Below are 26,781 nucleotides of genomic sequence, written 5' to 3'. Positions count from 1 at the left end.
GCACCTCCACTGGGTCGGGCTGTCACCTGGTTCATCGGATCGGCGCCGGGTCCGACTGGGCCAGCCAGTCGACGATGCCGGCGAGCGCGTCGCGGCAGCCGCCGCAGCCGGTGCCGGCCCGGGTGGTCGCCGACAGCTCGTCGCCGGTCCGGGCACCGGAACGCCAGCAGGCCACCAACGCGCCCTTGCTGACGTCGTTGCACTGGCACACCGTGGTCGCGTCCGGCATCAGCGCCGGCGAGGTGGCCGGGGTGGCCGCGCCGCCGCCGTACGCCCGGCCGAGCAGCAACGACCGTCGGTCGGCCGGCACCGGGGCACCCCGGTCGAAGAGCTGCATCACCGTGCCGACCGCCGGGTTCTCGCCGAGCAGGATCGCCCCGGTCAGCCGGTCGCCACGGATGCGCAGTCGGGCGTACGTGCCCCGGGCCGGATCGGTGAAGGTCAGCTCCTCCACACCGTCGTGGTCGTCCTTGGCGGTGCCGCCGGGTGTCGTCGCGCCGCCGTCGCCGCCGGGTGTCGTCGCGTCGCCGGTGCCGCCGGGCGTCGTCGCGCCGCCGGGACCGCCGGGCGTGGTCGACGTGACGCCGGTGCCGCCGGTGAGCGTCGGGCCGGTGACGTCGCCCATCGCGGCGAGATCGATGCCGGCGGCCTTGAGCCGGGTCACCACCGGCCGGGGCCGGTAGCGGGCCGCCGGGTCGGCGCCGGTGAGCAGGTCGGCGACCACCCTGGCCTGGGCCCATGCCGGGGCGACCAGGCCGGTGAGCGCCCCGTCGGGCTGGGCGCAGTCGCCGATCGCCGAGATCGCCGGATCGCTGCTGCGCAACCGGTCGTCGACCACCACACCCCGGGCCACCCTCAGGCCGGCGGCCGTGGCCAGCGCGGTGTCGGGGCGTACCCCGCAGGAGAGGACCAGCAGGTCGGCGGAGAGGGAACGGCCGTCGGCGAGGTCGAGCCGGACCCGGTCGGCGTCGGCGGTCACGCCGACCGCCGGCACCGCCAGCGCGGTGCGTACCCCGAGGGCTTCCAGGGTGCCGGCGAGCACCGCGCCGGCGGTCGGGTCGAGCTGCCGTTCCATCAGGTGCGGGTGGGGGTGGACCACGGTGACGGCCAGGCCCCGGGCGGCCAACCCCCGGGCGGCCTCCAGGCCGAGCAGCCCGCCGCCCAGCACCAGTACGTCGCGGGCGTGCCGGGCGGCGGCGAGGATCCGCCGGCAGTCGTCCAGGGTGCGGAACGGCACCACCCGGTCCGGCAGCGGGTCCAGCCCCGGCAGCGGCGGCACGACCGCGCGGGCCCCGGTGGCCAGCACCAGGTGTTCGTAGCCGAACCGGTCGCCGTCGGCGGTGCACACCTCGCGGGCGGCCCGGTCGATCCCGCTGACCGGCAGGCCGTTGCGCACGTCCACGCCCTGGCCGGCCAGCTCGGTCAGCTCCACGTCCGGCTCGTCGATCTTCCCGGCGAGCAGGGTGGAGAGCATGATCCGGTTGTACGCCCGGTGCGGCTCGGCCCCGAACACGGTGACCTTACGGTCGTCGCCCCGCGCGTGCAGTTCGGCGGCGAGGCGTGCCCCGGCCATCCCGTGCCCGACGATCACGATGCTCATGCCGGCTCCAGCCGGACCGCGCAGATCTTGAACTCGGGCATGCCGGAGACCGGATCCAGCGCGTCGTTGGTGACCGAGTTGGCGCGGGCGGCACCCGGCCAGTGGAACGGCGCGAAGACCGTGTCCGGGCGGATCGTCGGGCTGAGCCGGGCCGGGGCGCAGAGCTCACCCCGGCGGGAGACCACCCGTACCGGCTGCCCCTCGGTGACGCCGAGCCGGTCGGCCAGGTCGGGATGCAGCTCCACGAAGCCTCCGGGAGCGGCCCGACGCAGCGCCTCGACCCGGCGGGTCTGCGCGCCGGACTGGTACTGGGCCAGCACCCGGCCGGTGGTGAAGTGCAGCGGGTACTCGGCGCAGACCGGCTCGGCGGCCGGCCGGTGGGTCACCGCCCGGAACCGGGCCCGCCCGTCCGGGGTGGGGAAGCCGTCGGCGAAGAGCCGGGGGCTGTCCGGGCCGTCCGGGTCGGGGCAGGGCCAGAAGACCCCGGTGTCGGCCTCGATCCGTTCCCAGCTCACCCCGGCGTAGTCGGCCGGCCCGCCGGCCGAGGCCCGGCGCAGCTCCTCGAACCACTCGCGTGGCTCGGTCGGGAAACCGGTTTGCCGGGGGCCCCTGCTATCCGGAAAACGATAGGAGGGGGCCCTTCCTTGCAGGCGGGTGGCGAGGGTGGCGAGGATGTCGAGGTCGGTGCGGACGCCGGGGGGTGGCTCGCGCAGCGCCCGGCGGCGCAGCACCCGACCCTCCAGGTTGGTCATCGTGCCGTCCTCCTCGGCCCACTGGGCCACCGGCAGCACCACGTCGGCCAGTTCGGCCGTCTCGGAGCGGACGAAGTCGGCCACCACCAGCAGGTCCAGGTCGCGCAGCCGGGAGGTGATCCGGGCCGCCCGGGGCGCGGAGACCACCGGGTTGGAGCCGAAGACCAGCATCGCCTTCGGGCCGGTGGCGGTGCCGAGCGAGTCGAGCAGCTGGTACGCGGGCACCCCCGGACCGGGCAGCGAGTCGGGGTCGACGCCCCAGACCCCGGCCACGTGCGCGCGGGCCACCGGGTCGTCGATCCGGCGGTACCCGGGGAGCTGGTCGGCCTTCTGCCCGTGCTCCCGACCACCCTGGCCGTTGCCCTGCCCGGTCAGGCAGCCGTACCCCGAGCCGGGGCGGCCGGGCAGCCCGAGGGCGAGCGCCAGGTTGATGTACGCGGTCACCGTGTCCACGCCCTTGGCATGCTGTTCGGCGCCCCGGGCGGTGACGATGACCGCCCGGTCCACACCGGCCAGCGCCCGTACGGTGGCCTCCAGATCGGCCACCGGGACCCCGCTGAGGCGTTCCACCTCGGCCGGCCAGTACCCGGCCACGGTCCGGCGCACCTCGTCGAAGCCGGTGGTCCGTTCGGCGACGTACGCCCGGTCGAGCAGGCCCTCGGTGAGCGCGATGTGCAGCAGCGCGTTGGCCATCGCCAGGTCGGTGCCGGGCAGCGGCTGCAGGTGCAGGTCGGCCTGGCGGGCGGTGGCGGTGAGCCGGGGATCCACCACGATCAGCCGGCCGCCCCGACGGCGCTGCTCGGTCAGGTGGCGCATCAACGGTGGCATGGTCTCGGCCGGGTTCGCGCCGACCATCAGCACGGTCTGCGCCCGGCCCAGGTCGGCCACCGGGAAGGGCAGGCCCCGGTCGACGCCGAAGGCGCGCAGTCCGGCCGCCGCCGCCGAGGACATGCACCAGCGTCCGTTGTAGTCGATGTGCCGGGTGCCCAGCGCCACCCGGGCGAACTTGCCCAACGCGTACGCCTTCTCGTTGGTCAGCCCACCGCCGCCGAAGACCGCGACCGCGTCCCGACCGTGCCGGTCCGCGACGTCACGGATCCCCTCGGCCACCCGGTCGAGGGCGGCGTCCCAGTCGGCCGGGCGCAGCTGGCCGTCGGTGTCGCGCAGCAGCGGGGTGGTCAGCCGTTCCGGGTGGTCGAGCAGCTCGGCGGCGGTCCAGCCCTTCTGGCAGAGACCGCCCAGGTTGGTCGGGAACTGCCGGGGGAGGACCTCGACGCGTTGCCCGCGCTGACGCAGCGTCATCGCGCACTGGAGGGCGCAGTACGGGCAGTGCGTGGCGGCGTCGCGGGTCGTGGTTCCCGCTGGTGTCGCCGGGCGTGCACCGTCTGTCATGTCCGCAAAGCGTGCCGGTGGGCGGTTTCCGGTCCGGGTCTGCCTTGTTTCGGTCCTGTCAAGAGCGGCTCACACCGCACGTGGGAAACAGGCCGGTTCGCCTGGTTTACAATGTGGGAAAATCGTCTCATTTGATGAGAAGATCGAGCTGGGGTGGGTGACGGATCGATGAGTGTCGCGGATGCGTTCGACGCCGTGGCGGGCAGTTACGACGCGGCCAGGCGTCGCCTCGTGCCCTGCTTCGACGACTTCTACGGCGCCGCCGTCGAGGTGGCCGCACCGCCGCTGCGGGCGGCGCTGGCCGAGGGGCGTACCCCCGAGGTGTTGGACCTGGGCGCGGGCACCGGCCTGCTCTCGCTGCTGCTGACCGCGGCGGTGCCGGGCGTGCGGACGACCCTGGTCGACGCCGCGCCCGGCATGCTCGCGGTGGCCACCGGGCAGCTCACCGCCCGGGGCGTGGCGCACCGCGTGGTGGCCGCCGACCTGACCGACCCGCTGCCCGCCGGCCGGTACGACGCGGTGGTCTCCGCGCTGGCCATCCACCACCTCGACGACGACGCCAAGCGGGAGCTGTACCGGCGGGCCGGGCAGGCGCTGGCCCCCGGCGGTGTGTTCGTCAACGCCGAGCAGGTCGCCGGCCCGACCCCGGCGCTGGACCGACGCTACGACGAGGTCTGGACGGCCCGGATCACCGAACTCGGCTCCGACGCCGAGGAGATCGCCGCCGCCCGCCGACGGATGCGCCACGACCGGCCGGCGACCGTGGCCGCGCAGTGCGCCTGGCTCGAAGCGGCGGGCCTGGTCGACGTGGACTGCTTCTTCAAGCAGTGGCGCTTCGCCGTCTTCGGCGGCCACCGCCACTGACCGGCCGCCGCCACTGACCGGCCGCCGCCGCTGACCCGGTGGTGGATGACTGACGGTCGTACCGCTGGGTACCCTCAGCGGCATGACCGCCAAGGTGACGTTGTCGTTCTCGGACGAGACGATCGAGCAGGCGCGCCGGTTCGCCAAGCGGGAAGGGCTGTCGCTGTCGGCCTGGATGGACCTGGCCGCCCGGGAGAAGGCGCTGCGTGAGGTCTTCACCGCGCACGCCGCCGCCGTGGGGCGGGCCGGTCTCGACCTGGAGTCCGCCGCGCTCGCCGACGCCCGCGAGGTGCAACTGGTCGACGACGCGCTCTTCGGCGGCCACCCCCGTGCCGCGTAACGGGGCGTAGGTGTTGCGCAGGGGCGAGGTCTGGCGGATCGAAGGGGCCCGGGAGCGGTACGGCCTGGTCGTCAGCTCCGACGTCTACAACGCCACCGATGTGCCGATCGTCATCGTGGCCGAGGTGGTCGACGAGGCGCTGCTACGGGACTCGCCGCTGGCGGTGCGGATGGGCGAGCAGGTGGTCATGCCCGACCGGCTCTCCTCGCCGATGAAGAAGTGGTTCACCGCCTGTGTCGGAGTGGCCGACGCCGATACGATGCAGCGCGTCGGCCGGGCGCTGCGGATCCTGCAGCAGCTCTGAGCCCCGCTGCCGCCTGCGGCAGGGCCGCCGAGGTCCGCACCGTCGTCGTTGCGTCCTCACCACCGGCCCGGCGCGGCGGTGCGTTCTCCGTAGCCGGGCCGACCCGCGACGGGCACCGGGCGGAAATTCGCTCTCCCTAGCGTTCGTCCTGGTCACATCGATGAGGAGGAGCCATCGTGAGCACCCTCGCCCCCACCCCGACAGCAGCCGACGCCGAGGCACCGGGAACCGGTCGCCGGCACCGGATCGACGACTGGCGACCCGAGGACCCGACCTTCTGGCGTACCACCGGGGCACCCGTCGCCCGCCGCAACCTGTGGGTGTCGATCTTCGCCGAGCACGTCGGGTTCTCCGTGTGGAGCCTGTGGTCGGTGACCGTGCTCTTCCTCGGCCCGGAGTACGGCATCGACCCGGCCGGCAAGTTCCTGCTCACCGCCGTACCGGCCGCGCTGGGCGCGGTGCTGCGGCTGCCGTACACCCTGGCGGTCGCCCGGTTCGGCGGGCGGAACTGGACCATCGTCAGCGCGTTGCTGCTGCTGGTGCCGACCGTGCCGATGACGGTGCTGCTGGAGCCCGGGGTCTCCTACTCCACCCTGATGGTGCTGGCCTGCCTCACCGGGGTCGGCGGGGGCAACTTCGCCTCCTCGATGGCGAACATCAACCTGTTCTTCCCGGACCGGCTCAAGGGGCGGGCGCTCGGGCTCAACGCCGGCGGCGGCAACCTCGGCGTACCGGCGGTGCAGCTGGTCGGGCTGGCGGTGCTGGCCACCGCCGGCGCGGCGTACCCCCGGTTGGTGCCGGCGGTCTACCTGCCGCTGATCGTGCTGGCCGCGCTGGCCTCGGCCCGCTGGCTGGACAACATCCCGGCGGCGCGCAACGCGCCCGGCGCGCTGCGGGCCGCCGCCGCCGACCGGCACACCTGGGTGATGTCGCTGCTCTACATCGGCACCTTCGGCTCGTTCATCGGTTTCGGTTTCGCCTTCGGTCAGGTGCTCCAGCTCCAGTTCGCCGAGCGGTTCCCCACCCCGGTCGACGCCGCCTGGCTGACCTTCCTGGGACCGCTGATCGGCTCGCTGGTCCGGCCGCTCGGCGGTCAGCTGGCCGACCGGCTCGGTGGCGCGCTGGTCACCTTCTGGAACTTCGTCGCGATGGCGGCCGGTGCCGCGCTGGTGCTGTACGCCGCCCGGGACCGGTCCTTCGGGCTCTACCTGGTGGGCTTCCTGGCCCTCTTCGTGCTCTCCGGGGTCGGCAACGGCTCGACGTACAAGATGATCCCGGCGATCTTCCGGGCCCGGGCCGCCGATGAGCACGGGCGGGACCCGGCGGCGGCCGAGCGGTGGGCCCGGCGGATGACCGGATCGTTGATCGGCATCGCCGGTGCGGTCGGCGCGTCCGGCGGGGTGCTGGTCAACGTGGCCTTCCGGCAGTCCTTCCTGACCTCGGGCAACGCCGACGCCGCCTACCTGGCCTTCATCGGCTGGTACGGGTTCTGCGTCGTGCTCACCTGGGTGGTGTACCTGCGGCCCGGCCGGACCCGACTCGCCGGGGTGTGAGACTCCTCTCACAGCACCCCCTCGGCGGGTAAGGGTGGACCCGTTTTGACCTGCCGACCGGGCGCCGGGTATCGTTGCCTGCTGTTGTACGACATCCAGTGGCGTGCCGTTTCAGGTACGCTTGGTCGTTCGTGCGCGCTGGTCCACCTCGGCGCGCGACCCCAGACCGACGACGAGACAAGGTAGACCTGTGCGTACGTACAGCCCGAAGCCGGGTGAGATCGAGCGTCAGTGGCACATCATCGACGCCTCTGATGTCGTGCTGGGCCGCCTGGCCACCCACACCGCCACGCTGCTGCGCGGTAAGCACAAGCCGACTTTCGCGCCGCACGTCGACACGGGCGACTTCGTCGTCATCGTGAACGCGGGCAAGGTTGCGCTGACCGGCAACAAGCGCCAGCAGAAGATCGCCTACCGGCACTCCGGTTACCCCGGTGGCCTCAAGCAGGTCGGTTACGACGAGCTGCTGACCAAGCGTCCCGACCGGGCCATCGAGCTCGCCGTCAAGGGGATGCTCCCGCACAACAAGCTGGGCCGTAAGCTGATCAAGAAGCTGAAGGTCTACGCCGGTGCCGAGCACCCGCACGGCGCGCAGCAGCCGGTGCCGTTCGAGATCAAGCAGATCGCGCAGTGAGCGAGGGCGAAGGAAACAGCATGACCGACATCACCGAGACCGAGGTCGCCCCCGAGGCCACCGAGGCGCCCGCGCCCGTCGCCCGCGCGCCGCGTGGTGACCGCCCGATCCAGACCGTCGGCCGCCGCAAGGAGGCCATCGTCCGGGTACGGATCGTCCCCGGCACCGGCAAGATCACCTGCAACGGCCGGGAGCTTGAGGCCTACTTCCCGAGCAAGGTGCACCAGCAGCTGATCAAGGACCCGCTGGTCACCGCCGAGAAGCCCGAGGCGTTCGACGTCATCGCCAACCTGCGTGGCGGCGGCACCACCGGCCAGGCCGGTGCGCTCCGGCTGGCCATCGCCCGGGCGCTGATCGTCAACGAGCCCGACGACCGCCCGGCGCTGAAGAAGGCCGGCTTCCTCACCCGGGACGCCCGGGTCAAGGAAAGCAAGAAGTACGGTCTCAAGAAGGCCCGCAAGGCCCCGCAGTACTCGAAGCGCTGATCATCAGCAGCGCGTTGTTCTTCTGACGAGCGGCCGGTTCACCCCCCTACCATCGGGAGGTGGACCGGCCGTTTCGTTTGTCCATATATTGGCGGTTTCATCGGAGGTTGGCGGGTATGGGGCGGTTGTTCGGCACGGACGGCGTACGGGGACGGGCGAACGTGGATCTCACGCCCGAGTTGGCGCTCGCGGTGGCGGTCGCCGCCGCCCACACACTCGCCGAGTCCGACCGCAGCCACCCACCGCTGGCCGTGGTCGGCCGGGACACCCGGGCCAGCGGCGAGATGCTGGAGGCCGCCGTGGTGGCCGGGCTGACCAGCGCGGGGGCCAACGTGGTCCGGGTCGGCGTGCTGCCCACCCCGGCGGTGGCCTTCCTCACCGCCGAGGCCAAGGCCGACCTGGGCGTGATGCTGTCGGCCTCGCACAACCCGATGCCTGACAACGGCATCAAGCTCTTCGCCGCCGGCGGGCACAAGCTGCCCGACGAGATCGAGGCCCAGATCGAGGCGGCCGTGGCGGCCAACGCCACCAGCGCCTGGGACCGGCCGACCGGCGCCGGGGTGGGACGGGTGCACGACCTGCTCGACGGCGCCGACCACTACGTCCAGCACGTGGTCGGCACCCTGGCCCACCGGCTCGACGGGCTGAAGGTAGTGGTCGACTGCGCCAACGGCGCGGCTTCCGAGGTCGCCCCGGTGGTGTACCGCGAGGCCGGCGCCGAGGTGGTGGCCATCCACGCCGAACCGGACGGCCTCAACATCAACGACGACTGCGGCTCCAACCACCTCGACGCGCTGCGCGCGGCCGTCGTCGAGCACGGCGCGCACCTCGGCATCGCCCACGACGGCGACGCCGACCGGTGCGTCGCGGTCACCGCCGACGGCGTCGAGGTCGACGGCGACGAGCTGATGGCGATCCTCGCCCTGGCCATGCGGGAGGCCGGCACCCTCACCGAGGACACCCTGGTGGCCACGGTGATGAGCAACCTCGGCCTGCGCCTGGCGATGTCCGCCGAGGGCATCCGGCTGGTCGAGACCAAGGTCGGCGACCGGTACGTCCTGGAGGAGCTGCGCGCCTCCGGCCTGGCCCTCGGTGGTGAGCAGAGCGGACACATCGTGATGCCGGCGCACGCCACCACCGGCGACGGCGTGCTGACCGGGCTGCACCTGATGGCCCGGATGGCCGCCACCGGCCGGACCCTCGCCGAGCTGGCCGCCGTCCTGACCAAGCTGCCCCAGGTGCTGATCAACGTGCCGGTCTCCGACCGCACCGTCGGCGCCGCCGACCCGACCGTACGGGCCGAGGTGGCCCGCGCCGAGGCTGAGCTGGGCGAGACCGGCCGGGTGCTGCTGCGCCCCTCCGGCACCGAGCCGTTGGTCCGGGTGATGGTCGAGGCGGCCACCGAGGAGACCGCCCGTACCGTCGCCGAGCGCATCGCCACCCACGTCCGCACCGCCAGCCCCGTGTAAGGAAGGGCCCCCTGTTAACGCTTTCGGTATAGCGGGGCACCCTTCTCACCACCTGCGCCCGGCCGCCTCACCTGGCGGCCGGGCGCAGGCGCAGGTGGTGACCGGTGCGGGTGGCTGGGTCAGGTGAGGCGGTGTAGCCGGGTGACGGCCTCGGCCAGCACCTCCGGGCGCTTGCAGAAGGCGAACCGGACCAGCCGTCGACCCGCCTCGACATCGTCGTAGAAGACCTGGGTGGGCACCGCGACCACGCCGCAGCGCTCCGGCAGCGACAGGCAGAACTCGATGCCGTCCCGGCCGCCCAGCCCGGCGATGTCGGCCGTGACGAAGTACGTCCCCTCCGGGGTGAGCACCTCGAACCCGGCCCCGGTGAGGCCGGCGGTCAACTGGTCCCGACGCTGCTGGAGGTCGTCCCGGAAACCGGTGTAGTAGGCGTCGGGCAGGGCCAACGCCACCGCCACCGCCGGTTGCAACGGTGCGGCGTTGACGAAGGTGAGGAACTGCTTGACCCGCAGCAGCGCCGAGACCAGTGCCGCCGGTCCGCTGGCCCAGCCGATCTTCCAGCCGGTGCAGGAGAAGGTCTTACCGGCCGAGGAGATTCGCAGGGTCCGCTCGCGCATGCCGGGCAGGGTGGCCAGCGGCACGTGCGGGTGGTCGGCGTCGGTGAAGACCAGGTGCTCGTACACCTCGTCGGTGACGGCGTACGCGTCGTGTTCCTGGCACAACTCGGCGATCAGCGCCAACTCGGTCGGGGTGAAGACCTTGCCGGTCGGGTTGTGCGGGGAGTTCAGCAGCACCAGCCGGGTGCGCCTGCCGAACGCGGCGCGCAACGCCGCCGGGTCGAAGCCGTACCGACCGTCGTCGCCGGGACGCAGGGTGACCGGCCGCCGGACCGCACCGGCCAGGGCGACCGAGGCGGCGTACGAGTCGTAGTACGGCTCGAAGCAGACCACCTCGTCACCGGGCTCGCAGAGGGCGAGGATGGCTGCCGCGATCGCCTCGGTGGCCCCGGCGGTCACCACGATCTCGCCGTCCGGGTCGTACTCCAGGCCCCAGAACCGACGCTGGTGCCCGGCCACCGCCGCGCGCAACGCCGGGATGCCCGGACCTGGCGGGTACTGGTTCTGGCCGCCGCGCAGCGCCTCGGCGGCGGCGGCGAGCATCTCCGACGGGCCGTCGGTGTCCGGGAAGCCCTGCCCGAGGTTGACCGCGCCGGTGCGGGCGGCCAAAGCGGACATCTCGGCGAAGATGGTCGTCCCGAACGGCCGCATCCGGGCCACCAGTGGATCGTTCGCGGTCGTCGTCACGCCCGTCAGGGTACGACCCCTCCCCGGACCCGTACACCCGTCGCGACCGGCGGCGTACGAGCTCGGACGTTTGTCCGGGCGGGCCACGGGGTGCTCCCAATCACTCAATTTCGCTGTTCGTTTGGCCGGCTTTCGAACAGTTGCCATGAGCGAAACTGGGTTAGGCTGCGGGTCATGTGTGGAATCGTGGGTTATGCCGGCAGTCGGCCGGCGCTGGGGATCGTGCTCGACGGGCTGCGGCGGCTGGAGTACCGCGGCTACGACTCGGCCGGGGTGGCCATCGTCTGCGACGACGAGCTGCTGACCGAGAAGAAGGCCGGCAAGCTGGCCAACCTCGAGAAGGTCCTCGCCGAGCGGGCCACCGACCCCAGCTCCTGCGCGGCCGGCACGGTCGGCATCGCCGACGGGAACACCGGCATCGGGCACACCCGCTGGGCCACCCACGGCGGCCCCACCGACCGCAACGCCCACCCGCACCTCGCCCCCGACAACCGGGTGGCGGTCATCCACAACGGCATCATCGAGAACTTCGCCAAGCTCCGCGGCGAGCTGGAGGCCGACGGCGTCCAGTTCACCAGCGACACCGACTCCGAGTGCGCCGCCCACCTGCTCTCCGCCGTCCTGGCCGAGCTGCGCGCGGCCGGCGAGCCGGACGGCCCGCAGCTGCTCGTCGCCGCGATGCGCGCGGTCTGCCAGCGGCTGGAGGGGGCCTTCACCCTGCTGGCCGTGGACGCCGCCGTGCCCGGCGCGGTGGTCGGCGCGCGACGTAACTCGCCGCTGGTGGTCGGCCGGGGTGACGGGGAGAACTACCTCGCCAGCGACGTGGCCGCCTTCATCGAGCACACCCGTGAGGCGGTCGAGCTGGGCCAGGACCAGATCGTGCTGATCACCGGGGACACCATCGAGATCACCGACTTCACCGGCCGCCCCGCCAGCGGCAAGGACTTCCACATCGACTGGGACGCCTCCGCCGCCGAGAAGGGCGGCTACGACTGGTTCATGCTCAAGGAGATCGAGGAGCAGCCCCAGGCCATCGCGGACACGCTGCTCGGCCGGCTCACCGACACCGGTGAGATCATGCTCGACGAGGTACGCCTCAGCGACCAGGACCTGCGCGACGTCGACAAGGTCTTCATCGTCGCCTGCGGCACCGCGTACCACTCGGGCATGGTCGCCAAGTACGCCATCGAGCACTGGACCCGGATCCCCTGCGAGGTGGAGCTGGCCAGCGAGTTCCGCTACCGCGACCCGGTGCTCGACCGGTCCACCCTGATCGTGGTGATCTCCCAGTCCGGCGAGACCATGGACACCCTGATGGCGCTGCGCCACGCCAAGGAGCAGAAGGCCCGGGTGTTGGCGATCTGCAACACCAACGGCTCCACCATTCCGCGCGAGTCCGACGCCGTGCTCTACACCCACGGCGGGCCGGAGATCGCGGTCGCCTCCACCAAGGCGTTCCTCACCCAGCTGGTCGCCTGCTACCTGATCGGCCTGCACCTGGCCCAGGTACGCGGGATCAAGTTCGCCGACGAGGTCGCGGCCGTGGTGGAGCAGCTGCACCGGATGCCCGACAAGCTGCGCGAGCTGCTGGCCCGCATCGAGCCGGTACGCGAACTGGCCCGGGAGATCAAGTCCGAGCCGACGGTGCTCTTCATCGGCCGGCACGTCGGCTACCCGGTGGCCCTGGAGGGCGCGCTCAAGCTCAAGGAACTGGCCTACATGCACGCCGAGGGGTTCGCCGCCGGTGAGCTGAAGCACGGCCCGATCGCCCTGATCGACGCGGGTACCCCGGTGATCTGCATCGTGCCGTCGCCGGTCGGCCGGGGCATGCTGCACGACAAGGTCGTCTCCAACATCCAGGAGGTACGCGCCCGCGGTGCGCGGACCATCGTGATCGCCGAGGAGGGCGACGAGGCCGTCCGGCGCTACGCCGACCACCTGATCTACGTGCCGCGCACCCCGACGCTGCTGGCGCCGTTGATGACCACGGTGCCGTTGCAGGTGCTCGCCGCCGAGATCGCCGCCGCCCGGGGCCACGACGTGGACCAGCCGCGCAACCTGGCCAAGTCGGTGACCGTGGAGTAGGGCGGCGCGTCCGTCGACGCGGGGCCAGGTCAGCGGCCGAGCACGACCCGGGCCATGCCGTCCAGCGCCGGGTTGTCGGCCTCCCAGTAACCGGTGTGACCGGACCGGTCGCTGCCGAACGTCCGCCCGCCGAACCCCGGGTCGCTCGGGTCACGGCCGAACCACAGCCCGCCGTCGGGCCGGTCGACCAGGCCGCCCACCGGGCCGAACGGGGGCACCGCCGACGCCGCCCGCCGGAGCAGGTCGTCCGGCGGGCGGACCAGCCGGATGGGGTCGTCCGGCGCGGTGCTCGACCACACCTGCCCGGCGGGCACCCGCAGCTCACCGGCGTGCTGCACGCCGACCCCGGGCGAGCCGACGAAGACCAGGGCGTCGGTGGCGAGCCCGTGGTCCCGGGCGGTGGTGCCGACCACCGTCGACCCGTAGCTGTGCCCGAGCACGGTCTGCCGGGCCGGCGGCCCCTCGTGGGTGGCCCGCAGCCCGTCCTGGAACCGGTGCAGGGCCGGCCCGGCGTCCCGGGCCTGGGTGGCCCGGAACGCCTCGTGCAGGAAGTCGGGCGCGTCGTAGTCGAGCCAGAGCACCGCGGCGGTCTCGGCGCCGGGGGCGAGCGCGGCGCACCGGGCCTGCACCCGGCCCGCCCGCCCCAGCTCACCGGTGGCGTCGGCCAGCCCCGCCGTCATGCCCGGCACGTAGGTGAGCACGTGCTCGGCGCGGTCCGGGTTGCCCAGCGCGACGATCGCCCGCCCCTCCCCGCCCGTGCGCAGACCCAGCAGGTACGCCCGGGGGGTCTCCCGGGCGGACAACCGGTCGGTCAGGGCGCTCAACCCGGTAAGTGCCGCCGCCACCCGGCGTAACCCGGCCACCTCGGCCGGCCCACGCGGGAACCGGGTCAGCAGCCGCCCCCGCTCGGCCAGCAGCTCCGCGCGCCGGTCAGCGAGGAGCAGCCGGTTCGCCTGGTCCCGGTCGGCCACCGGCACCCCGTCCAGCGCGCCGACCCGGCCGGGCTCGTGCCGGACCAGCCAGCGACGCTGGGCCGGGGTGAGCCCGGCCCACCACCGGCGGACCAGGGCCGGCTCGGCGTCCGGGCCCGGCCGCCAGGGCGGCGGCTCGGCGCTCCATCCCGACCCGGCCGCACCGGCCAGCTCGACCAGTCGCCGGGTCGCCTCCCGGTCGGCCGCATCGGCGATGGCCAACGCGGCACCCACCGCCTGCGACACCTGCGCCACCGCCGGCCCGACCTGGGCTGTTGGCAGGGCTCCGAACGGGGCGGCCGACACCCGACCGTGCCTGTCGATCCGTAACCCGCCGCGATCGGCCGCTTCGACCGCGGCGGCCAGCCGGGCCTTGGCCGCGCGCAACCGCCCGGCGAGCTCGGCGAGCACCTGGTCGGCCTCGACCAGGGCGGGAACGACCGAGGTCAGCTCGACGCGCAACCCGGTGAGTCGTCCGTCGGCAGCCCGCGCCGCATCACCGGACCAGCCGCCGCGCAACCGACCGGCACCGGTGGCCAGCTCACCGCCCCACCTGTCGAACCGGCCGGTGAGCCCACCCCAGGCGGCGCCGGCGCCCCGCCAGCCCTCGGGGTCGGCCGCCCAGAGCCGGGCGTAGGAGTTCACCGGGAGAACCGGGTCAGGCGACCGGCGGCCCGGTCGTCCACCGCCTGGTAACCGTCGGCGGCGGTGCCGAGCGCCCCGGCACTCTCGGCCAACCGGGCACCGACCCCGCCACACCAGCGGTGCACCGCCCACTCCAGCTCGGCCAGGGCCGCCGCGGCCGACCACCGGGGTGCCGGCACGACCAACCCCGGGGCCCCGGCCAGCCCGTACGCCAGCCGGTGGGCCTGGTCGGTGAGCCCACCCGCCACCTCACGCAGCAGGCCCGGGTGCACCTCGAACGGCTCCTCGCCCATCTGACCGACTCCTCGCTCCCGGCGTCGACCCGACCGCTCCGGCTTCCGGCACCCTCGCCCGGTCGTCAGCTCGAATCGCTCTGTGTCGGATCGACTCGTTTTGTTTCGTCCCGACCGATGACGCTAGGCGGTACGCCGGAGCGGCGGTACCGCCTGTGGACAACCGGCGGTGGTCGTACCGCGAGGTTTTCCACAGGTCTTGCCTCCGGCGAACCCGGTGGGTAATCTGCGGCGCTTTGCCGCCGGTAGGGTGGGTTGGGTGATCGTGGCTGTCGGTATCGACGTGGTTCTGGTGGACCGGTTCGCCCGTGCGTTGGCCCGGACCCCGCTGCTGGCCGACCGGCTCTTCACCGAGGGCGAGCGGTACACCGCCTCGGGCAACCCACGCTCACCGGAGTCGCTGGCCGCCCGGTTCGCGGCGAAGGAGGCGGTGGCCAAGGCCCTCGGCGCGCCGGCCGGGCTGAGCTGGCACGACTGCGAGATCGTGCCGGATCCCGACGGACGGCCCTGGCTGACGGTCTCCGGCACGGTGGCGTCGGCCGCCAGCGAGCGGGGAGTGAACCGCTGGCATCTGTCGTTGTCCCACGACGGCGGGATCGCCTCGGCGATGGTGGTCGCGGAACGCTGACCGAGGGACCGCGGTGGTAGCGGAACGCTGACCGAGGGACGGCGGTGGTAGCGGAACGCTGACCGGCGGACCGCACGATTCTGGACCGGACGGGAGCACAGGCATGAGACCGGTGTGGCGGGTGGCCGACGTACGGGCGGCCGAGGCACAGCTGATGGCCACCCTGCCGGCGGGCACCCTGATGCGCCGGGCGGCGACCGGCCTGGCCCGCCGCTGCGCGCTGCTGCTGGCCGACCGGGGCGGGGTGTACGGCGGTCGGGTGTTGCTGCTGGTCGGCTCCGGTGACAACGGCGGTGACGCCCTGTTCGCCGGGGCGCAGCTGGCTCGGCGGGGAGCGGCGGTCTCGGCGCTGCTGCTCGACCCCGCCCGGGCGCACGCGGAGGGGCTGACCGCGCTGCGCCTGGCCGGTGGCCGGGTGGTGGACCGCCCACCGGCAACTGTCGACCTGGTGCTCGACGGCATCGTGGGCATCGGCGGCACCGGCGGGTTGCGGGAGCCCGCCGAGCAACTGGCCGCCAGCCTCCCCCGGCACCTGGGCCGCGACGGTGACCGGGCGACCGTGGTCGCGGTGGACGTGCCCAGCGGGGTCGCGGTGGACACCGGTGACGTGCCGCTGACCGCCGCCGGCCGGCCGAACGCGATCCGCGCCGACGTGACCGTGGCGTTCGGCGCGTGGAAACCGGCGCTGGTGGTCGGGCCGGCCGCCGCGCTGACCGGCGAGGTGGAACTGGTCGACATCGGGCTCGGGCCGTTCCTGCGCGGTACCCCGGCCCTGCAGGTGGTCGAGGGCACGGACGTACGCGACTGGTGGCCGGCGCTGGGCCCGGCGAGCGAGAAGTACACCCGGGGCGTGGTGGGGGTGGCGACCGGCTCGGCGACGTACCCGGGTGCGGCGGTGCTCTCGGTCGGCGGGGCCCTGGCCGGCCCGACCGGCCTGGTCCGGTACGCCGGGAGCGCGCGGGCCGAGGTGGTCCACCAGCACCCGTCGGTGATCGCCACCGAGCGGGTAGCCGATGCCGGGCGGGTGCAGGCCTGGGTCTGCGGCTCGGGCTTGGGCACCGGCGCGGAGGCCGCCGCCGAACTGCGTGCGGTGCTGGCCGCGCCGGTGCCGGTGGTGCTCGACGCCGACGCGCTCACCCTGCTGGTGGACGGCGGCATGGCCGACCAGCTGCGCAGCCGGGACGCGCCGATCGTGGTCACCCCGCACGACCGGGAGTACGCCCGGCTCTGCGGCGAGGAACCGGGCGCCGACCGGGTCGCCGCCACGCTGCGGCTGGCCGCCTGGATGAACGCCGTGGTCCTGCTCAAGGGCGATCGTACGGTGATCGGCATGCCGGACGGCCGGGCGTACGTGAACCCGACCGGCAGCCCGGCGCTGGCCACCGGGGGGACCGGTGACGTGCTGGCCGGACTGCTCGGGTCGCTGCTCGCCGCCGGGGTGCCGGCGGACCGGGCCGCGGCGACGGCGGCGTACCTGCACGGGCTGGCCGGTCGTGCCGCGGCCCGGGGTGGGCCGGTGACCGCGCCCGACGTGGCGGCGGCGCTGCGCCCGGTGCTGGCCGGGCTCGGCTGACCCGTGGTTGTTTGCAGGGGACCCTTCCTATACCGAAAGCGATAACAGGGGGCCCTTCCTTACCGGCGGGCTGGGGGATCATGCTGGACGTAAGGTGGGGGCATGTGGCAGGCCGAGGTACGCGTCGACCTCGACGCGATCCGTGACAACGTGGCCCAGCTCCGGGCGGGTACCAGCGCCGAGCTGATGGCGGTGGTCAAGGGCGACGGGTACGGCCACGGGATGATCCCGGCCGCCCGCGCCGCGCTCGACGCCGGGGCGGACTGGCTGGGGGTGTGCACCCTCGACGAGGCGCTGACGCTGCGCCGGGCCGGCCTCGACGTGCCGGTGCTGGCCTGGCTGCTCGCCCCGGGTTTGCCGCTGCACGAGGGGGTGGCCGCCGGGGTCGACCTGGGCGCGGCCAGCCTGGCGCAGCTCGACGAGATGATCGAGGCGAGCCGTCGGGCGGAGCGGCCGGCCCGGCTGCACCTCAAGATCGACACCGGGTTGTCCCGGGGCGGGGCGACCACCGCCGACTGGCCGGAGCTGCTCGACGCCGCCGCCAAGGCGCAGGCCGACGGCCTGGTCGAGGTGGTCGGGGTGTGGAGCCACTTCGTCTACGCCGACCTGCCCGGCCACCCGACGACCGACCGGCAGCTCGCGGTCTTCCACGAGGGGCTGGCCATGGTCGAGCGGGCCGGGCTGCGCCCCCGCTACCGGCACCTGGCCAACTCGGCGGCCACCCTGACCCGCCCGGACACCCACTTCGACCTGGTCCGGCCGGGGATCGCCGTCTACGGGCTGTCGCCGGTGGCCGGTGAGCGCTTCGGACTGCGTCCGGCGATGACCGCCCGGGCCCGGGTCATGCTCACCAAGCGGGTGCCCGCCGAGACGGGGGTCTCCTACGGGCACACCTACCTGACCGAGCGGGAGACGAACCTGGCCGTGGTGCCGCTCGGCTACGCCGACGGGGTGCCCCGGCACGCCTCCAACGTCGGCCCGGTGCAGCTCGGCGGTCGGCGGCGGACCATCGCCGGGCGGGTCTGCATGGACCAGTTCGTCCTCGACTGCGGCGACGACCCGGTGGCCGCCGGTGACGTGGTGACCCTCTTCGGCAGCGGAGCCGACGGCGAGCCCACCGCCGACGACTGGGCCGAGGCGGTCGGCACTATCAACTACGAGATCGTGACCCGGTTCGGCGGGGTCCGGGTGCCGCGCGGCTACGACGGGCAACGACCGTGAGCACGCCACGCCTGCGCCTGCCCCGCCCACGCAGCGCGGCGGGGAAGGTCGCCGGCATGGTGGGCGCGGCGGTCGGGGTGGCCGCCGCCGGGCTCGCCGCCGGCGTCGCCACCGAGCGGGCCCTGGTCCGCCGGCTCAAGGCCAACCCCGTCGACAGGTACGCCGACGAGGTCTTCGACCAGCTGCGCTACGACGAGGCGTACCGGCTGGAGATGCCGGACGGCACCGACATCCACGTGGAGGTGGTGGAGCCGACCCGGCCGGTCGAGGGCAACCCGACAGTGGTGCTGGTGCACGGCTTCTGCCTGGACATGGGGACCTTCCACTTCCAGCGCAAGCTGCTCGCCGAGCGCGGCGAGCACCGGATCGTCGCGTACGACCAGCCGGGGCACGGCCGCTCCGGTCGCCTGGAGAGCGGCGAGTACGACCTGACCGCGCTCGGCCAGACCCTGCGTCGGGTGATCGACCGGACCGTACCGAGCGGACCGCTGGTGCTGGTCGGCCACTCGCTCGGCGGGATGACGATCATGGCGTTGGCCGAGCTCTACCCGGAGTTCTTCGCCGACCGGGTGGCCGGCACCGTGCTGATCGCCACCTCGGGCGGGTTGCTGGCCGAGACCAAACTGGTCGCGCCGGCCCTGCTCGGGCGGGTCGGCGCGCCGGTGCTGCACATGGTCAGCAACGCCACCCGGTACGGCGGCACGGTGATCGACAAGGCCCGTCGTTCCACCTCCAACGTGGCCTGGCTGCTCACCCGCAGGTACGGCTTCGGCACCCCTGACCCCAGCCCCGCGCTGGTGTCGTACGTGGAGACGATGAACTCGCGGACCTCGGCCGACACGGTGACCCGCTACCTGCGGACCATCGCCACCCATTCCCGCTACCCGGCACTGGCCGCGCTGGCCGGCGCCCCGGTGCTGGTGGTGGTCGGCGACAAGGACATGATCACTCCGGTGGTCCACTCCGAGGAGATCGTCCGGCGCATCCCGCACGCCGAGTACGTCAAGATCAACGACAGTGGGCACGTCGTCATGCTGGAACACGCGGACGAGGTGAACGCCGCGCTGGAACGCTTCCTTGAGGACCTGCGAGCCCCGCAGTCGTGAACGGAGGAAGACCTGTGAGTGTCAGGGAGGATCTGTGAGTGACGCCGTGCGGCTGCCGACGCCGGCCGACACGTACGACTTCGGCCGCCGGCTCGCCCGGCTGCTGCGCCCCGGCGACCTGGTGCTGCTCACCGGTCCGCTCGGGGCCGGTAAGACCGCGCTGACCCAGGGCATCGGGGCCGGTCTCGGCGTGCTCGGCGACATCACCTCGCCGACCTTCGTGATCGCCCGGGTGCACCGGGCGGACCCGGCCCGGGGTGGCGGCACGGCGCTGGTGCACGCCGACGCCTACCGGCTGGGCGACGCGGCCGACCCCCGTGCCGAGATCGACGATCTCGACCTGGACGCCTCGGTGGACGACTCGGTGACCGTGGTCGAGTGGGGGGAGGGTCTGGTCGAGCAGTTGACCGACGCCCACCTGCGGATCCGCCTCGACCGGCACGACGACGACAGCCGCGAGGCGGTACTGGAGCCGGTCGGCGGCGACTGGGCCCACCGCCTGCGCGACTTGCCCTGACGCCGACGCGAGCCCTACCACTGCGTCAAGTGCCCTGACGTCAGCGGATCAGACCGATGAACTCATGCGGCGTCAGTCCGGCCTGACGGAGGATCGACGCCAGAGTGCCGCTTTTGATCGTTGCGTGCTGTGGCACCACCACGACGTTCCCGGCACCGTTTCGATACACCGCGTGACTGCCCTTTGTGCGTACGTGGTCGAAGCCCGCGTTCTTCAGGCCTCTACGACCTTCCGTAGCGGAAGGTCAGCGAGGGCGGGGCTCACGCCGCCCGACCGACCTGGAACGAGGTGACCAGCGGAGTCGTTTCGATGGTCGGTTGGGCGACCTCGTCGAGGTACACCTCGACTGCCTCGCGTAGGTTCGTCAGCGCGTGGTCCAGCGTCTCACCCTGGCTGGCGACGTCGAGCTCCAGACAGCGGGCGACGTACCAGTCCTCTTCCTGGTGCACAGCGGCGGTGAGCGTGCGAATCATGCTGCCTCCGCGACAATCCGATCGACCAGGCCATCCTACTCAACGACCTCACCGTGCCGGGTCACACCGAGGCGGACGGGGTGTTGCGGTGTAGCCGACCGGCCGCGAGGCGGTACTGGAGCCGGGATCTAGCCGCAGCCGCAGCCGCAGCCGTCGGCGGGAGTCAGCCCCGGTGCCGGGTGTGGACCGGCCGACTGCGCAGGCCCGGCTCCGACGGTCGCTGCCGGCGGGTGGGGCGGGTCGTCGGTGCCGCGGTGACCTCGGTGTCCAGGGCGATCAGCCGGGCGAAGGCGTACTCGCAGATCACCGCGTGCTCGTAGACCGCCTGCGGCACGTCGATCGTGGAGTCGACCCGCAGCACCGGGCCGGCCGGCCGCCAGGACAGGAACGTCGGATCACCGGTGATCTGGGTGAGCAGGGCCAGCAGCGAGGTGTCCAGCCGCATCGAGTGCACCGCCCGGCGGTACTCGGACCGGGTGAGGCAGAGCGCGAACGGGATGTTCATCAGGCAGAGCGCGGTCTGGATGTCCAGGTTGAGCAGGCGACGCCGGCCGGGCTCGGCGTCCAGCGGCGGCACGGTGAGCATCGAGGTGTCCAGCGGGCCGCCGCGTCGGTCCAGGTAGCGGAGGAGTCCGCCCTGGGGGGTCGCCGCGTCGCCGAGGCCGATCAGCACGTCGTAGACGTTGAGGTCGTGCTCGATCACCGCCCGGTCGCCCAGCTGCCGCAGGTTGGTCGGGAGTAGTTCCACCTCCCGCAGCCCGGGTACGCCCGCGTTGCGGACCACGAAGTTGAGCAGGCGGGTCTCCACCACGAAGTGCCGGATCAGCAGCTCACCGGCTTCCGGGGAGACGAACCGGCGGAGGAACCAGACGCACAGGGTGTCCATCGTGGCGTGCGCGCGTAGCTGCCAGGGCAGCAGCCGTTTCACCACGCCGATCAGGGTGACCGCGAGCCGGGACATGATCCGTACCCACGGGTAGAGCCAGCTCCGCGACCAGCGCCGCTGGTCGGCGACGACGAGTTCCAGGGTGCGCCGGCCGATCGGCACGGTGGGATCGGCCATGATCGCCTGCCACACCGAGGGTTCCCTCCGGCGGGTACCGGTTCGCTCAGTCATCGATCTCCTCCAGCTGCAGAGCGTAGAGCCGGGCCACCACCCGGGCCGTCCGGACGATCCGCTCGGCCCGGGGCCGGTCGATCAACCCCGAGCGGAGTACGTCCCGCAGGGCGGCGAAGTGGTCGTCGTCGTTGGCGCCGTGGTAGAGCAGGAAACGCAACTGCTCCTCGGCGAGCCCGAGCTGTTCCCGCAGCTGTCCCGCCCAGCGTGCCGCCTTGGCCGTGCCGAGGCCCTCGATGACGAACATCGCGCCCAGCAGGTCCACCGGGTCTGGCTGGCTGGCCTGGTGGAACATGAAGGCCGAGAGTGCCTCCGAGCCGACGTTCTTCGACGCGGTACGGATCTCGGTGAGGTCGCCGCCGACGGACTGGAAGTCCTCCTCCAGCAGCCGGAAGTCGCGGTGCTCCTCCAGGGCGTGGTGCATGGCGGCGCTGCGCAGCTCGAACAACTCCTCGGAGAAGTTCGACGCGGCCCGGGAGATCCACCGGCCGCCCTCCACCACCTGGGGGCGCAGGGTGAGCAGCAGCCGGCGGTAGTCGGCCAGGGTGGCCGTGCCGGTGTCGAGGCGGCGCAGCACCGGCACCCGGCGCAGCCGGGACTCCAGGTCGGCCCAGACCCCGGCCAGCTCCAGCACGGTCCACCGGACGACCTCGTCGTCGTCGGCCCGAGGCGACCCGAGCGGCGACTCGACCGCGCCCGCCTCGACCGTCCCCGTCTGGCCGACCGTCTGGCCGGTCGCCACCGGTCGGTCCACCGTCGCCCCGGACACCGTCGCCCCGGACACCGTCTGCCCGGTACGGCCGGAACGGGACGTGGGGGTCGGACGGTCGGCGGGGCCGACGCAGGTCAGGTGGGCGAAGGCGAACGAGAACCGGCCGGACTCGGGTACCACCAGCAGGATCCGGTCGCCGGGCGCGAACCGCCCGCTCTGCCACGCCTCGTCGAGCATCACGAAGATGCTCGCCGCGCCGGTGTTGCCCCGGGTGGACAGGTTGCTGAACCAGCGCTTCTCGTCGATCATCAGGTCCGCCTCGCGCAGCAGCCGGAAGATGTCCGCCCGGAAGTGCTCGGAGCTGTAGTGGCAGAGCACGTGGTCGACCTCGCGTGGATCGAACCGGCCGGCCCGGACCAGCCGCACGTACTCGCCGACGCCGGCGGTGAAGAGGTCCGGCAGGGCCCGTACGTCCTGGCGGAGCCGGAGCAGGCCGGCCTGCTCGGCCTCGGCGGCGGTGGCCCGGTCCAGCCAGGTGTCACCGGCCGCCGGCTGCCCGCCGGGCCGGTCGGCCAGCCCGGCGCGCATGCAGGTGGCGTGCTCGTGGGCGTGCGAGACCAGGTGGGTCCAGTCGACCCGCAGGCTCGGTCGGTCCGGTCGGGGACCCGGTTCGAGGATCACCGCCCCGGCGCCGTCGGAGAGGGTCCAGCGCAGGAACTGGGCGTCGTAGCCGACCCGCTGCCCGGACGCGCCGGCGGCGTACCGGCTCTGCTTGAGGGCCCGGCTGATCAGCTCGGAGCCGACGACGGCGGCCAGGTCGTGCTCACCGAGGCGGACACTGGCCACCGCCGACCGGAACGCGGCCATGCTCGACGCGCAGACCCCGGCCGCCGAGAGGGTCTCCAGCGGACCGGCGTCCAGCCGACCGTGCACCATCGAGGCGAAGCCCGGCACCAGCACGTCGCCCTGGGTGGTCCCGGTGGCGAGCAGACCGAGTTCCCGGACGTCCCGACCGCTGGACTTGACGGCCCGCAGCACCGCCTCGGCGGCCAGTTCCTCGTTGAGCATGGTGGTCCGGCCGGCGGCGTCGAGGGCGTAGTGCCGGGACCGGATGCCGTTGGCGGCGAGCACCCGACGTCGTACGGCCGCCGCGGCGGAACTGCCGTCGTCGCCGAGCAGCCCGACCAGTTCGTCGTTGCCCACCGGCTCGCCGGGCAGGTACGAGGCGCAGCCGGTGATGTGCACCTGGAGAGTCATGCCGTCCATTTGGCCAGCTCGGAGCGGTCGGCGCATCCGCTGATGAACCCAATTTCCTGGGTACGGGTACTCAACCGCCCCGCGTAACGGTGTCGGACCCGGCTGGTAGGAAGTAGCCGAACCGTTCGCGCGAAAGGTGGCCCATGCCCGACGACGTCCCGCCCCTCGACCTGCCGGCGCACCTCCCCGAGGCCTGGCAGTCCGTCCTGACCCCGCACCTCGACCCGGCGGGCACCGCCGCGTTGGGCCGGTTCGTGGCCGACGAGTACGCCACCGAGACGGTCTTCCCACCGGTGGAGGACCTCTTCTCGGCGTACCGGCTCTGCGCGCCGCAGGACTGCCGGGTGCTGATCCTCGGCCAGGACCCCTACCACAAGGCCGGGCAGGCACACGGGCTCAGCTTCAGTGTGCGCGACGGCGTCGCGGTGCCGCCGTCGCTGCGTAACGTCTTCAAGGAGTTGGGCGAGGACCTGGGCGTGCCGAAGCCGACCAGCGGCAACCTGAGCGGTTGGGCGGCGCAGGGGGTGCTGCTGCTCAACTCCGTGCTCACCGTGCGTCAGGCCAAGCCCGGTTCGCACGGTGGCAAGGGCTGGGAGGAGTTCACCGACGCCACCATCCGGGCCCTGGACGCGCTGGAGCACCGGGTGGTCTTCCTGCTCTGGGGCGGGTACGCGCGCAAGAAGGCCACCCTGGTCGGCAACCCGCAGCACGTGGTGCTGGAGGCCGGCCACCCCAGCCCGATGAATCCGCGCGGGTTCCTCGGCAGTCGTCCGTTCAGCGCGACCAACAAGGCCCTCGCCGACGCCGGTCTGCCGACCGTCGACTGGGCCCGTTCCGCCGGCTGACCACCCGGCAACGCCGTGGGGCGTCACCGGGGGCGGCGGTGGGCCGGCTAGGGTTGCAGCCGTGCTCGTACTGGTGGTGGATTCCTCGACCCCCGCGGTGACCGCGGCGCTGGTGGAGGTCTCGGCGGACGGTGTCGCGTCCCGGGCGTCGCGGTGTGCGGTCGACGCCCGGGCGCACGGTGAGCTGCTCGCGCCGCAGGTCGACGCGGTGCTGGCCGAGGCCGGCGCCCGCCCGGCCGACCTCGGCGCGATCGTCGCCGGGCTCGGCCCCGGGCCGTTCACCGGGCTGCGGGTCGGCCTGGTCACCGCCGCCACCATGGGTCAGGTGCTCGGCGTGCCCACCTACGGGGTCTGTTCGCTGGACGGCATCGGGCACCCGGCGGCGACCGGCGAGCCGGTGCTGGCCGCCAGCGACGCGCGCCGGCGGGAGATCTACTGGGCGGTCTACGACGGCACCGGCGAGCGGATCGCCGGGCCGGCGGTGGACACCCCCACCGTCGCCGCCGCCCACGCCCGCGACCTCGGGGTGAGCCTGGCGGCCGGCGACGGCGCGCACCGCTACGCCGACGCGCTCGGCCTGCCGGTACGCGCCGAGCCGCGCTACCCGGACGCCACCACGTTGGCGCTGCTGGCCGCCGAGCGGATCCGCGCCGGCACGGAAGGTGAGCGCCTCACCCCGCTCTACCTGCGCCGCCCGGACGCGGTGGCGGCGGCCAGCCGCAAGCCGGTCCTGCCGTGAGTGCCACCGGCGTACGCCTGGGCCGGTTCCGCTGGTGGCACATCGACGAGGTGTTGTCGATCGAGGCGGACCTCTTCGGCCCGGAGCAGTGGTCGGCCGGGATGTTCTGGGGCGAGCTGGCCAACGGCCACCACTACCTGGTCGCCGTGGACGACGACGGGCTGCTCGGCTACGCCGGGCTCGCCGTCGCCCCACCCGACGAGGCCTGGGTGCAGAACATCGCGGTACGCCGCCGGGCGCAGCGGCGGGGCGTGGGCCGGCTCCTGCTGGAGGCGCTGCTCGCCGAGGCGGCCCGCCGGGACGCCCGCAGCACGCTGCTGGAGGTCGCCGCCGACAACGCGCCCGCGCAGCGGCTCTACGCCCGGTACGGGTTCGAGCCGATCGGCGTACGCCGGGGCTACTACCAACCGAGCAACACCGACGCGCTGGTCATGCAGCGGGTCGCCACACCGACCGGGGAAGGGACCGACGGGCATGGCTGACGAACCGCTGATCCTCGGCATCGAGACCTCCTGCGACGAGACCGGGGTCGGCATCGTGCGCGGGCACACCCTGCTCGCCGACGCGTTGGCCTCCAGCGTGGAGCAGCACGCCCGGTTCGGCGGGGTGGTGCCCGAGGTGGCCAGCCGCGCCCACCTGGAGGCCATCGTGCCGACCATGGACCGGGCGTTGACCTCCGCCGGGGTGACCATCGCCGACATCGACGCGATCGCGGTGACCTCCGGTCCCGGGCTGGCCGGCGCCCTGCTGGTCGGGGTGGCCGCCGCCAAGGGCTACGCGGTGGCCGCCGAGAAGCCGGTGTACGGGGTGAACCACCTGGCCGCGCACGTCGCCGTGGACACCCTGGAGCACGGCCCGCTGCCGGAGCCGGCGATCGCCCTGCTGGTCTCCGGCGGGCACTCGTCCCTGCTGCTCGTCGACGACCTGGCCCGGGGCGTCACCCCGCTCGGCGCGACCATCGACGACGCCGCCGGCGAAGCCTTCGACAAGGTGGCCCGGCTGCTCGGGTTGCCGTTCCCGGGTGGCCCCCCGATCGACCGGGAGGCCCGCGTCGGCAGCGCCGAGGCGATCCGCTTCCCGCGCGGCCTGACCGCCCCGAAGGACCTGGCCGCGCACCGGTACGACTTCTCCTTCTCCGGCCTGAAGACGGCGGTGGCGCGGTGGGTCGAGGCCCGGCAGCGCGCCGGTGAGCCGGTGCCGGTGGCCGACGTGGCGGCGTCCTTCCAGGAGGCGGTCTGCGACGTGCTGACCAGCAAGGCGCTGGACGCCTGCCGGACCCACGGCATCGACACCCTGGTCATCGGCGGGGGAGTGGCGGCCAACTCACGGCTGCGGGCCCTCGCCGAGCAACGGGCCGCCAGGCACGGCATCCGGGTACGGGTGCCCCGGCCGAAGCTCTGCACCGACAACGGGGCGATGGTCGCGGCGCTCGGCTCGCACCTGGTGGCCGCCGGTGTCGCGCCGAGCCGGCTGGACCTGCCGGCCGATTCGGCCATGCCACTGACCGTGGTCAGCGTGTGAACGGAGGAGGAGCCGACGTGATCGTCCGGATGTGGGAGGCACGGGCCGAGCCGTACGGCGTCGCCGACCTGATCACCTGGGTCTGCGACACCGCCCTGCCCGAGTTCGAGCACGATCCACTGCACGTGGCCAGCGAGGTCTTCTCCTCCACCGACCACCGGGTGGTGGTGATCTCGAAGTGGCGCAGCAGCCCCCGGGGCCTGCCGGAGCCGCCGGCACGGCTGGTGGCCCGCCCGCCACACTCCTGGGACTTCACCCAGGTCGACCGCTGACCGTCGGGCTCCCGGCCCGCCGGCCCGGTTGGCCCGGACGCGACCGGGCCCCGGCGCGCCCGAATCGCGCCGGGGCCCGGCCCGGAGTGTGGTCTGGTGACGTGCGGTT

The 26,781-nt window shown here is 73.5% G+C and carries 27 protein-coding genes; 18 read left to right on the top strand and 9 right to left on the bottom strand.

Translation table 11 applies throughout. The annotated features are described in order from the left end of the window. Positions 1–31: 31 nt before the first annotated feature. The gene (locus tag GA0070617_RS31835; protein WP_229688563.1) at positions 32–1,600 is read right to left on the bottom strand and encodes an FAD-dependent oxidoreductase; all 1,569 of its coding nucleotides are present in this window, start codon (positions 1,598–1,600) and stop codon (positions 32–34) included. Further along, positions 1,597–3,744: a molybdopterin oxidoreductase family protein gene (locus tag GA0070617_RS25460; protein WP_091443888.1), complete on the bottom strand. Its 2,148-nt coding sequence runs from the start codon at positions 3,742–3,744 to the stop codon at positions 1,597–1,599. The genes GA0070617_RS31835 and GA0070617_RS25460 overlap by 4 nt, the downstream gene beginning before the upstream one ends. Positions 3,745–3,912: 168 nt before the next feature. Between GA0070617_RS25460 and GA0070617_RS25455 the strand changes: the two genes are divergently transcribed. The 7 genes from GA0070617_RS25455 to glmM all read left to right on the top strand — a co-directional run bounded on the left by GA0070617_RS25455 (position 3,913) and on the right by glmM (position 9,393). Continuing rightward, positions 3,913–4,608 (top strand): class I SAM-dependent methyltransferase, encoded by a 696-nt coding sequence (locus GA0070617_RS25455; protein WP_091443885.1) that lies wholly within the window; start codon positions 3,913–3,915, stop codon positions 4,606–4,608. An 82-nt stretch (positions 4,609–4,690) separates the two neighbouring features. Then, positions 4,691–4,948, top strand: coding sequence for a DUF6364 family protein (locus tag GA0070617_RS25450; RefSeq protein ID WP_091443881.1), 258 nt, complete (start codon positions 4,691–4,693; stop codon positions 4,946–4,948). A 10-nt stretch (positions 4,949–4,958) separates the two neighbouring features. Next, complete coding sequence (locus GA0070617_RS25445) at positions 4,959–5,252, top strand: type II toxin-antitoxin system PemK/MazF family toxin (protein ID WP_091443878.1); 294 nt, start codon at positions 4,959–4,961, stop codon at positions 5,250–5,252. Between the two features lie 176 nt (positions 5,253–5,428). Continuing rightward, on the top strand, positions 5,429–6,805 hold the full coding sequence (locus GA0070617_RS25440) for an MFS transporter (protein WP_091443874.1): 1,377 nt from the start codon (positions 5,429–5,431) through the stop codon (positions 6,803–6,805). 190 nt (positions 6,806–6,995) lie between these two features. Beyond that, a complete protein-coding gene (gene rplM / locus GA0070617_RS25435) occupies positions 6,996–7,439 on the top strand; it encodes a 50S ribosomal protein L13 (protein WP_091443870.1) in 444 nt (147 codons plus the stop codon). Positions 7,440–7,459: 20 nt separating this feature from the next. Continuing rightward, on the top strand, positions 7,460–7,924 hold the full coding sequence (gene rpsI, locus GA0070617_RS25430; RefSeq protein WP_091443866.1) for a 30S ribosomal protein S9: 465 nt from the start codon (positions 7,460–7,462) through the stop codon (positions 7,922–7,924). 116 nt (positions 7,925–8,040) lie between these two features. Further along, on the top strand, positions 8,041–9,393 hold the full coding sequence (gene glmM, locus GA0070617_RS25425; protein WP_091443860.1) for a phosphoglucosamine mutase: 1,353 nt from the start codon (positions 8,041–8,043) through the stop codon (positions 9,391–9,393). A gap of 119 nt (positions 9,394–9,512) precedes the next feature. On the opposite strand, the gene GA0070617_RS25420 is transcribed toward glmM, so the two are convergent. Then, positions 9,513–10,697: a pyridoxal phosphate-dependent aminotransferase gene (locus GA0070617_RS25420; RefSeq protein ID WP_091443857.1), complete on the bottom strand. Its 1,185-nt coding sequence runs from the start codon at positions 10,695–10,697 to the stop codon at positions 9,513–9,515. Between the two features lie 174 nt (positions 10,698–10,871). On the opposite strand from GA0070617_RS25420, the gene glmS reads away from it, so the two are divergent. Then, entirely contained in the window at positions 10,872–12,782 is a 1,911-nt protein-coding gene (gene glmS, locus GA0070617_RS25415; RefSeq protein ID WP_091443853.1) for a glutamine--fructose-6-phosphate transaminase (isomerizing), read from the top strand. 29 nt (positions 12,783–12,811) lie between these two features. Here the strand turns inward: glmS and GA0070617_RS25410 are convergent, their stop codons facing one another. Together GA0070617_RS25410 and GA0070617_RS25405 are read right to left on the bottom strand one after the other, a co-directional pair. Further along, positions 12,812–14,398: an alpha/beta hydrolase gene (locus GA0070617_RS25410; protein WP_091443847.1), complete on the bottom strand. Its 1,587-nt coding sequence runs from the start codon at positions 14,396–14,398 to the stop codon at positions 12,812–12,814. Beyond that, positions 14,395–14,691 carry a type VII secretion target gene (locus tag GA0070617_RS25405; protein ID WP_091443843.1) on the bottom strand — a complete coding sequence of 99 codons (297 nt, stop codon included), beginning with the start codon at positions 14,689–14,691 and terminating at the stop codon, positions 14,395–14,397. Before GA0070617_RS25405 ends, GA0070617_RS25410 begins: the two co-directional genes overlap by 4 nt. A 259-nt stretch (positions 14,692–14,950) precedes the next feature. Between GA0070617_RS25405 and GA0070617_RS25400 the strand changes: the two genes are divergently transcribed. The 5 genes from GA0070617_RS25400 to tsaE all read left to right on the top strand — a co-directional run bounded on the left by GA0070617_RS25400 (position 14,951) and on the right by tsaE (position 19,736). Beyond that, complete coding sequence (locus tag GA0070617_RS25400) at positions 14,951–15,319, top strand: holo-ACP synthase (RefSeq protein WP_091447337.1); 369 nt, start codon at positions 14,951–14,953, stop codon at positions 15,317–15,319. A gap of 103 nt (positions 15,320–15,422) precedes the next feature. Then, positions 15,423–16,892 carry an NAD(P)H-hydrate dehydratase gene (locus GA0070617_RS25395; protein WP_091443834.1) on the top strand — a complete coding sequence of 490 codons (1,470 nt, stop codon included), beginning with the start codon at positions 15,423–15,425 and terminating at the stop codon, positions 16,890–16,892. Positions 16,893–16,994: 102 nt separating this feature from the next. Next, the gene (gene alr, locus GA0070617_RS25390; RefSeq protein ID WP_091443829.1) at positions 16,995–18,113 is read left to right on the top strand and encodes an alanine racemase; all 1,119 of its coding nucleotides are present in this window, start codon (positions 16,995–16,997) and stop codon (positions 18,111–18,113) included. Between the two features lie 56 nt (positions 18,114–18,169). Then, positions 18,170–19,219, top strand: coding sequence for an alpha/beta fold hydrolase (locus tag GA0070617_RS25385; RefSeq protein WP_373868403.1), 1,050 nt, complete (start codon positions 18,170–18,172; stop codon positions 19,217–19,219). A 34-nt stretch (positions 19,220–19,253) separates the two neighbouring features. Continuing rightward, a complete protein-coding gene (gene tsaE / locus GA0070617_RS25380) occupies positions 19,254–19,736 on the top strand; it encodes a tRNA (adenosine(37)-N6)-threonylcarbamoyltransferase complex ATPase subunit type 1 TsaE (protein ID WP_091443822.1) in 483 nt (160 codons plus the stop codon). A gap of 40 nt (positions 19,737–19,776) precedes the next feature. Here the strand turns inward: tsaE and GA0070617_RS32495 are convergent, their stop codons facing one another. From GA0070617_RS32495 to GA0070617_RS31830, 4 genes are all read right to left on the bottom strand, one after another. After that, positions 19,777–19,905: a type II toxin-antitoxin system HicA family toxin gene (locus tag GA0070617_RS32495; protein ID WP_373868397.1), complete on the bottom strand. Its 129-nt coding sequence runs from the start codon at positions 19,903–19,905 to the stop codon at positions 19,777–19,779. Between the two features lie 91 nt (positions 19,906–19,996). Beyond that, a complete protein-coding gene (locus GA0070617_RS25370; protein WP_091443818.1) occupies positions 19,997–20,209 on the bottom strand; it encodes a type II toxin-antitoxin system HicB family antitoxin in 213 nt (70 codons plus the stop codon). A gap of 163 nt (positions 20,210–20,372) precedes the next feature. After that, positions 20,373–21,326, bottom strand: a complete 954-nt coding sequence (locus GA0070617_RS25365) for a DUF6999 family protein (RefSeq protein ID WP_175440653.1) — start codon at positions 21,324–21,326, stop codon at positions 20,373–20,375. Then, positions 21,319–23,304: a 3-oxoacyl-[acyl-carrier-protein] synthase III C-terminal domain-containing protein gene (locus GA0070617_RS31830; protein WP_229688562.1), complete on the bottom strand. Its 1,986-nt coding sequence runs from the start codon at positions 23,302–23,304 to the stop codon at positions 21,319–21,321. Before GA0070617_RS31830 ends, GA0070617_RS25365 begins: the two co-directional genes overlap by 8 nt. Positions 23,305–23,438: 134 nt before the next feature. Here GA0070617_RS31830 and ung point away from each other — a divergent pair, with 134 nt between their 5' ends. The 5 genes from ung to GA0070617_RS25335 all read left to right on the top strand — a co-directional run bounded on the left by ung (position 23,439) and on the right by GA0070617_RS25335 (position 26,672). Beyond that, on the top strand, positions 23,439–24,140 hold the full coding sequence (gene ung, locus GA0070617_RS25355) for a uracil-DNA glycosylase (RefSeq protein WP_091443814.1): 702 nt from the start codon (positions 23,439–23,441) through the stop codon (positions 24,138–24,140). A gap of 61 nt (positions 24,141–24,201) precedes the next feature. After that, on the top strand, positions 24,202–24,879 hold the full coding sequence (tsaB, locus tag GA0070617_RS25350) for a tRNA (adenosine(37)-N6)-threonylcarbamoyltransferase complex dimerization subunit type 1 TsaB (protein WP_091443811.1): 678 nt from the start codon (positions 24,202–24,204) through the stop codon (positions 24,877–24,879). Next, positions 24,876–25,361, top strand: coding sequence for a ribosomal protein S18-alanine N-acetyltransferase (gene rimI / locus GA0070617_RS25345; protein WP_091443807.1), 486 nt, complete (start codon positions 24,876–24,878; stop codon positions 25,359–25,361). The genes tsaB and rimI overlap by 4 nt, the downstream gene beginning before the upstream one ends. Then, positions 25,354–26,400: a tRNA (adenosine(37)-N6)-threonylcarbamoyltransferase complex transferase subunit TsaD gene (tsaD, locus tag GA0070617_RS25340; protein ID WP_091443802.1), complete on the top strand. Its 1,047-nt coding sequence runs from the start codon at positions 25,354–25,356 to the stop codon at positions 26,398–26,400. Before rimI ends, tsaD begins: the two co-directional genes overlap by 8 nt. A gap of 17 nt (positions 26,401–26,417) precedes the next feature. Further along, complete coding sequence (locus GA0070617_RS25335) at positions 26,418–26,672, top strand: hypothetical protein (protein ID WP_091443799.1); 255 nt, start codon at positions 26,418–26,420, stop codon at positions 26,670–26,672. Positions 26,673–26,781 lie beyond the last annotated feature (109 nt).

This window comes from Micromonospora yangpuensis, assembly GCF_900091615.1.
In the GTDB taxonomy this organism is placed as follows: Bacteria; Actinomycetota; Actinomycetes; order Mycobacteriales; family Micromonosporaceae; genus Micromonospora; species Micromonospora yangpuensis.
The sequence above is the reverse complement of the archived record's forward strand: the minus strand, read 5'-3'. Positions and strand labels throughout refer to the sequence as shown.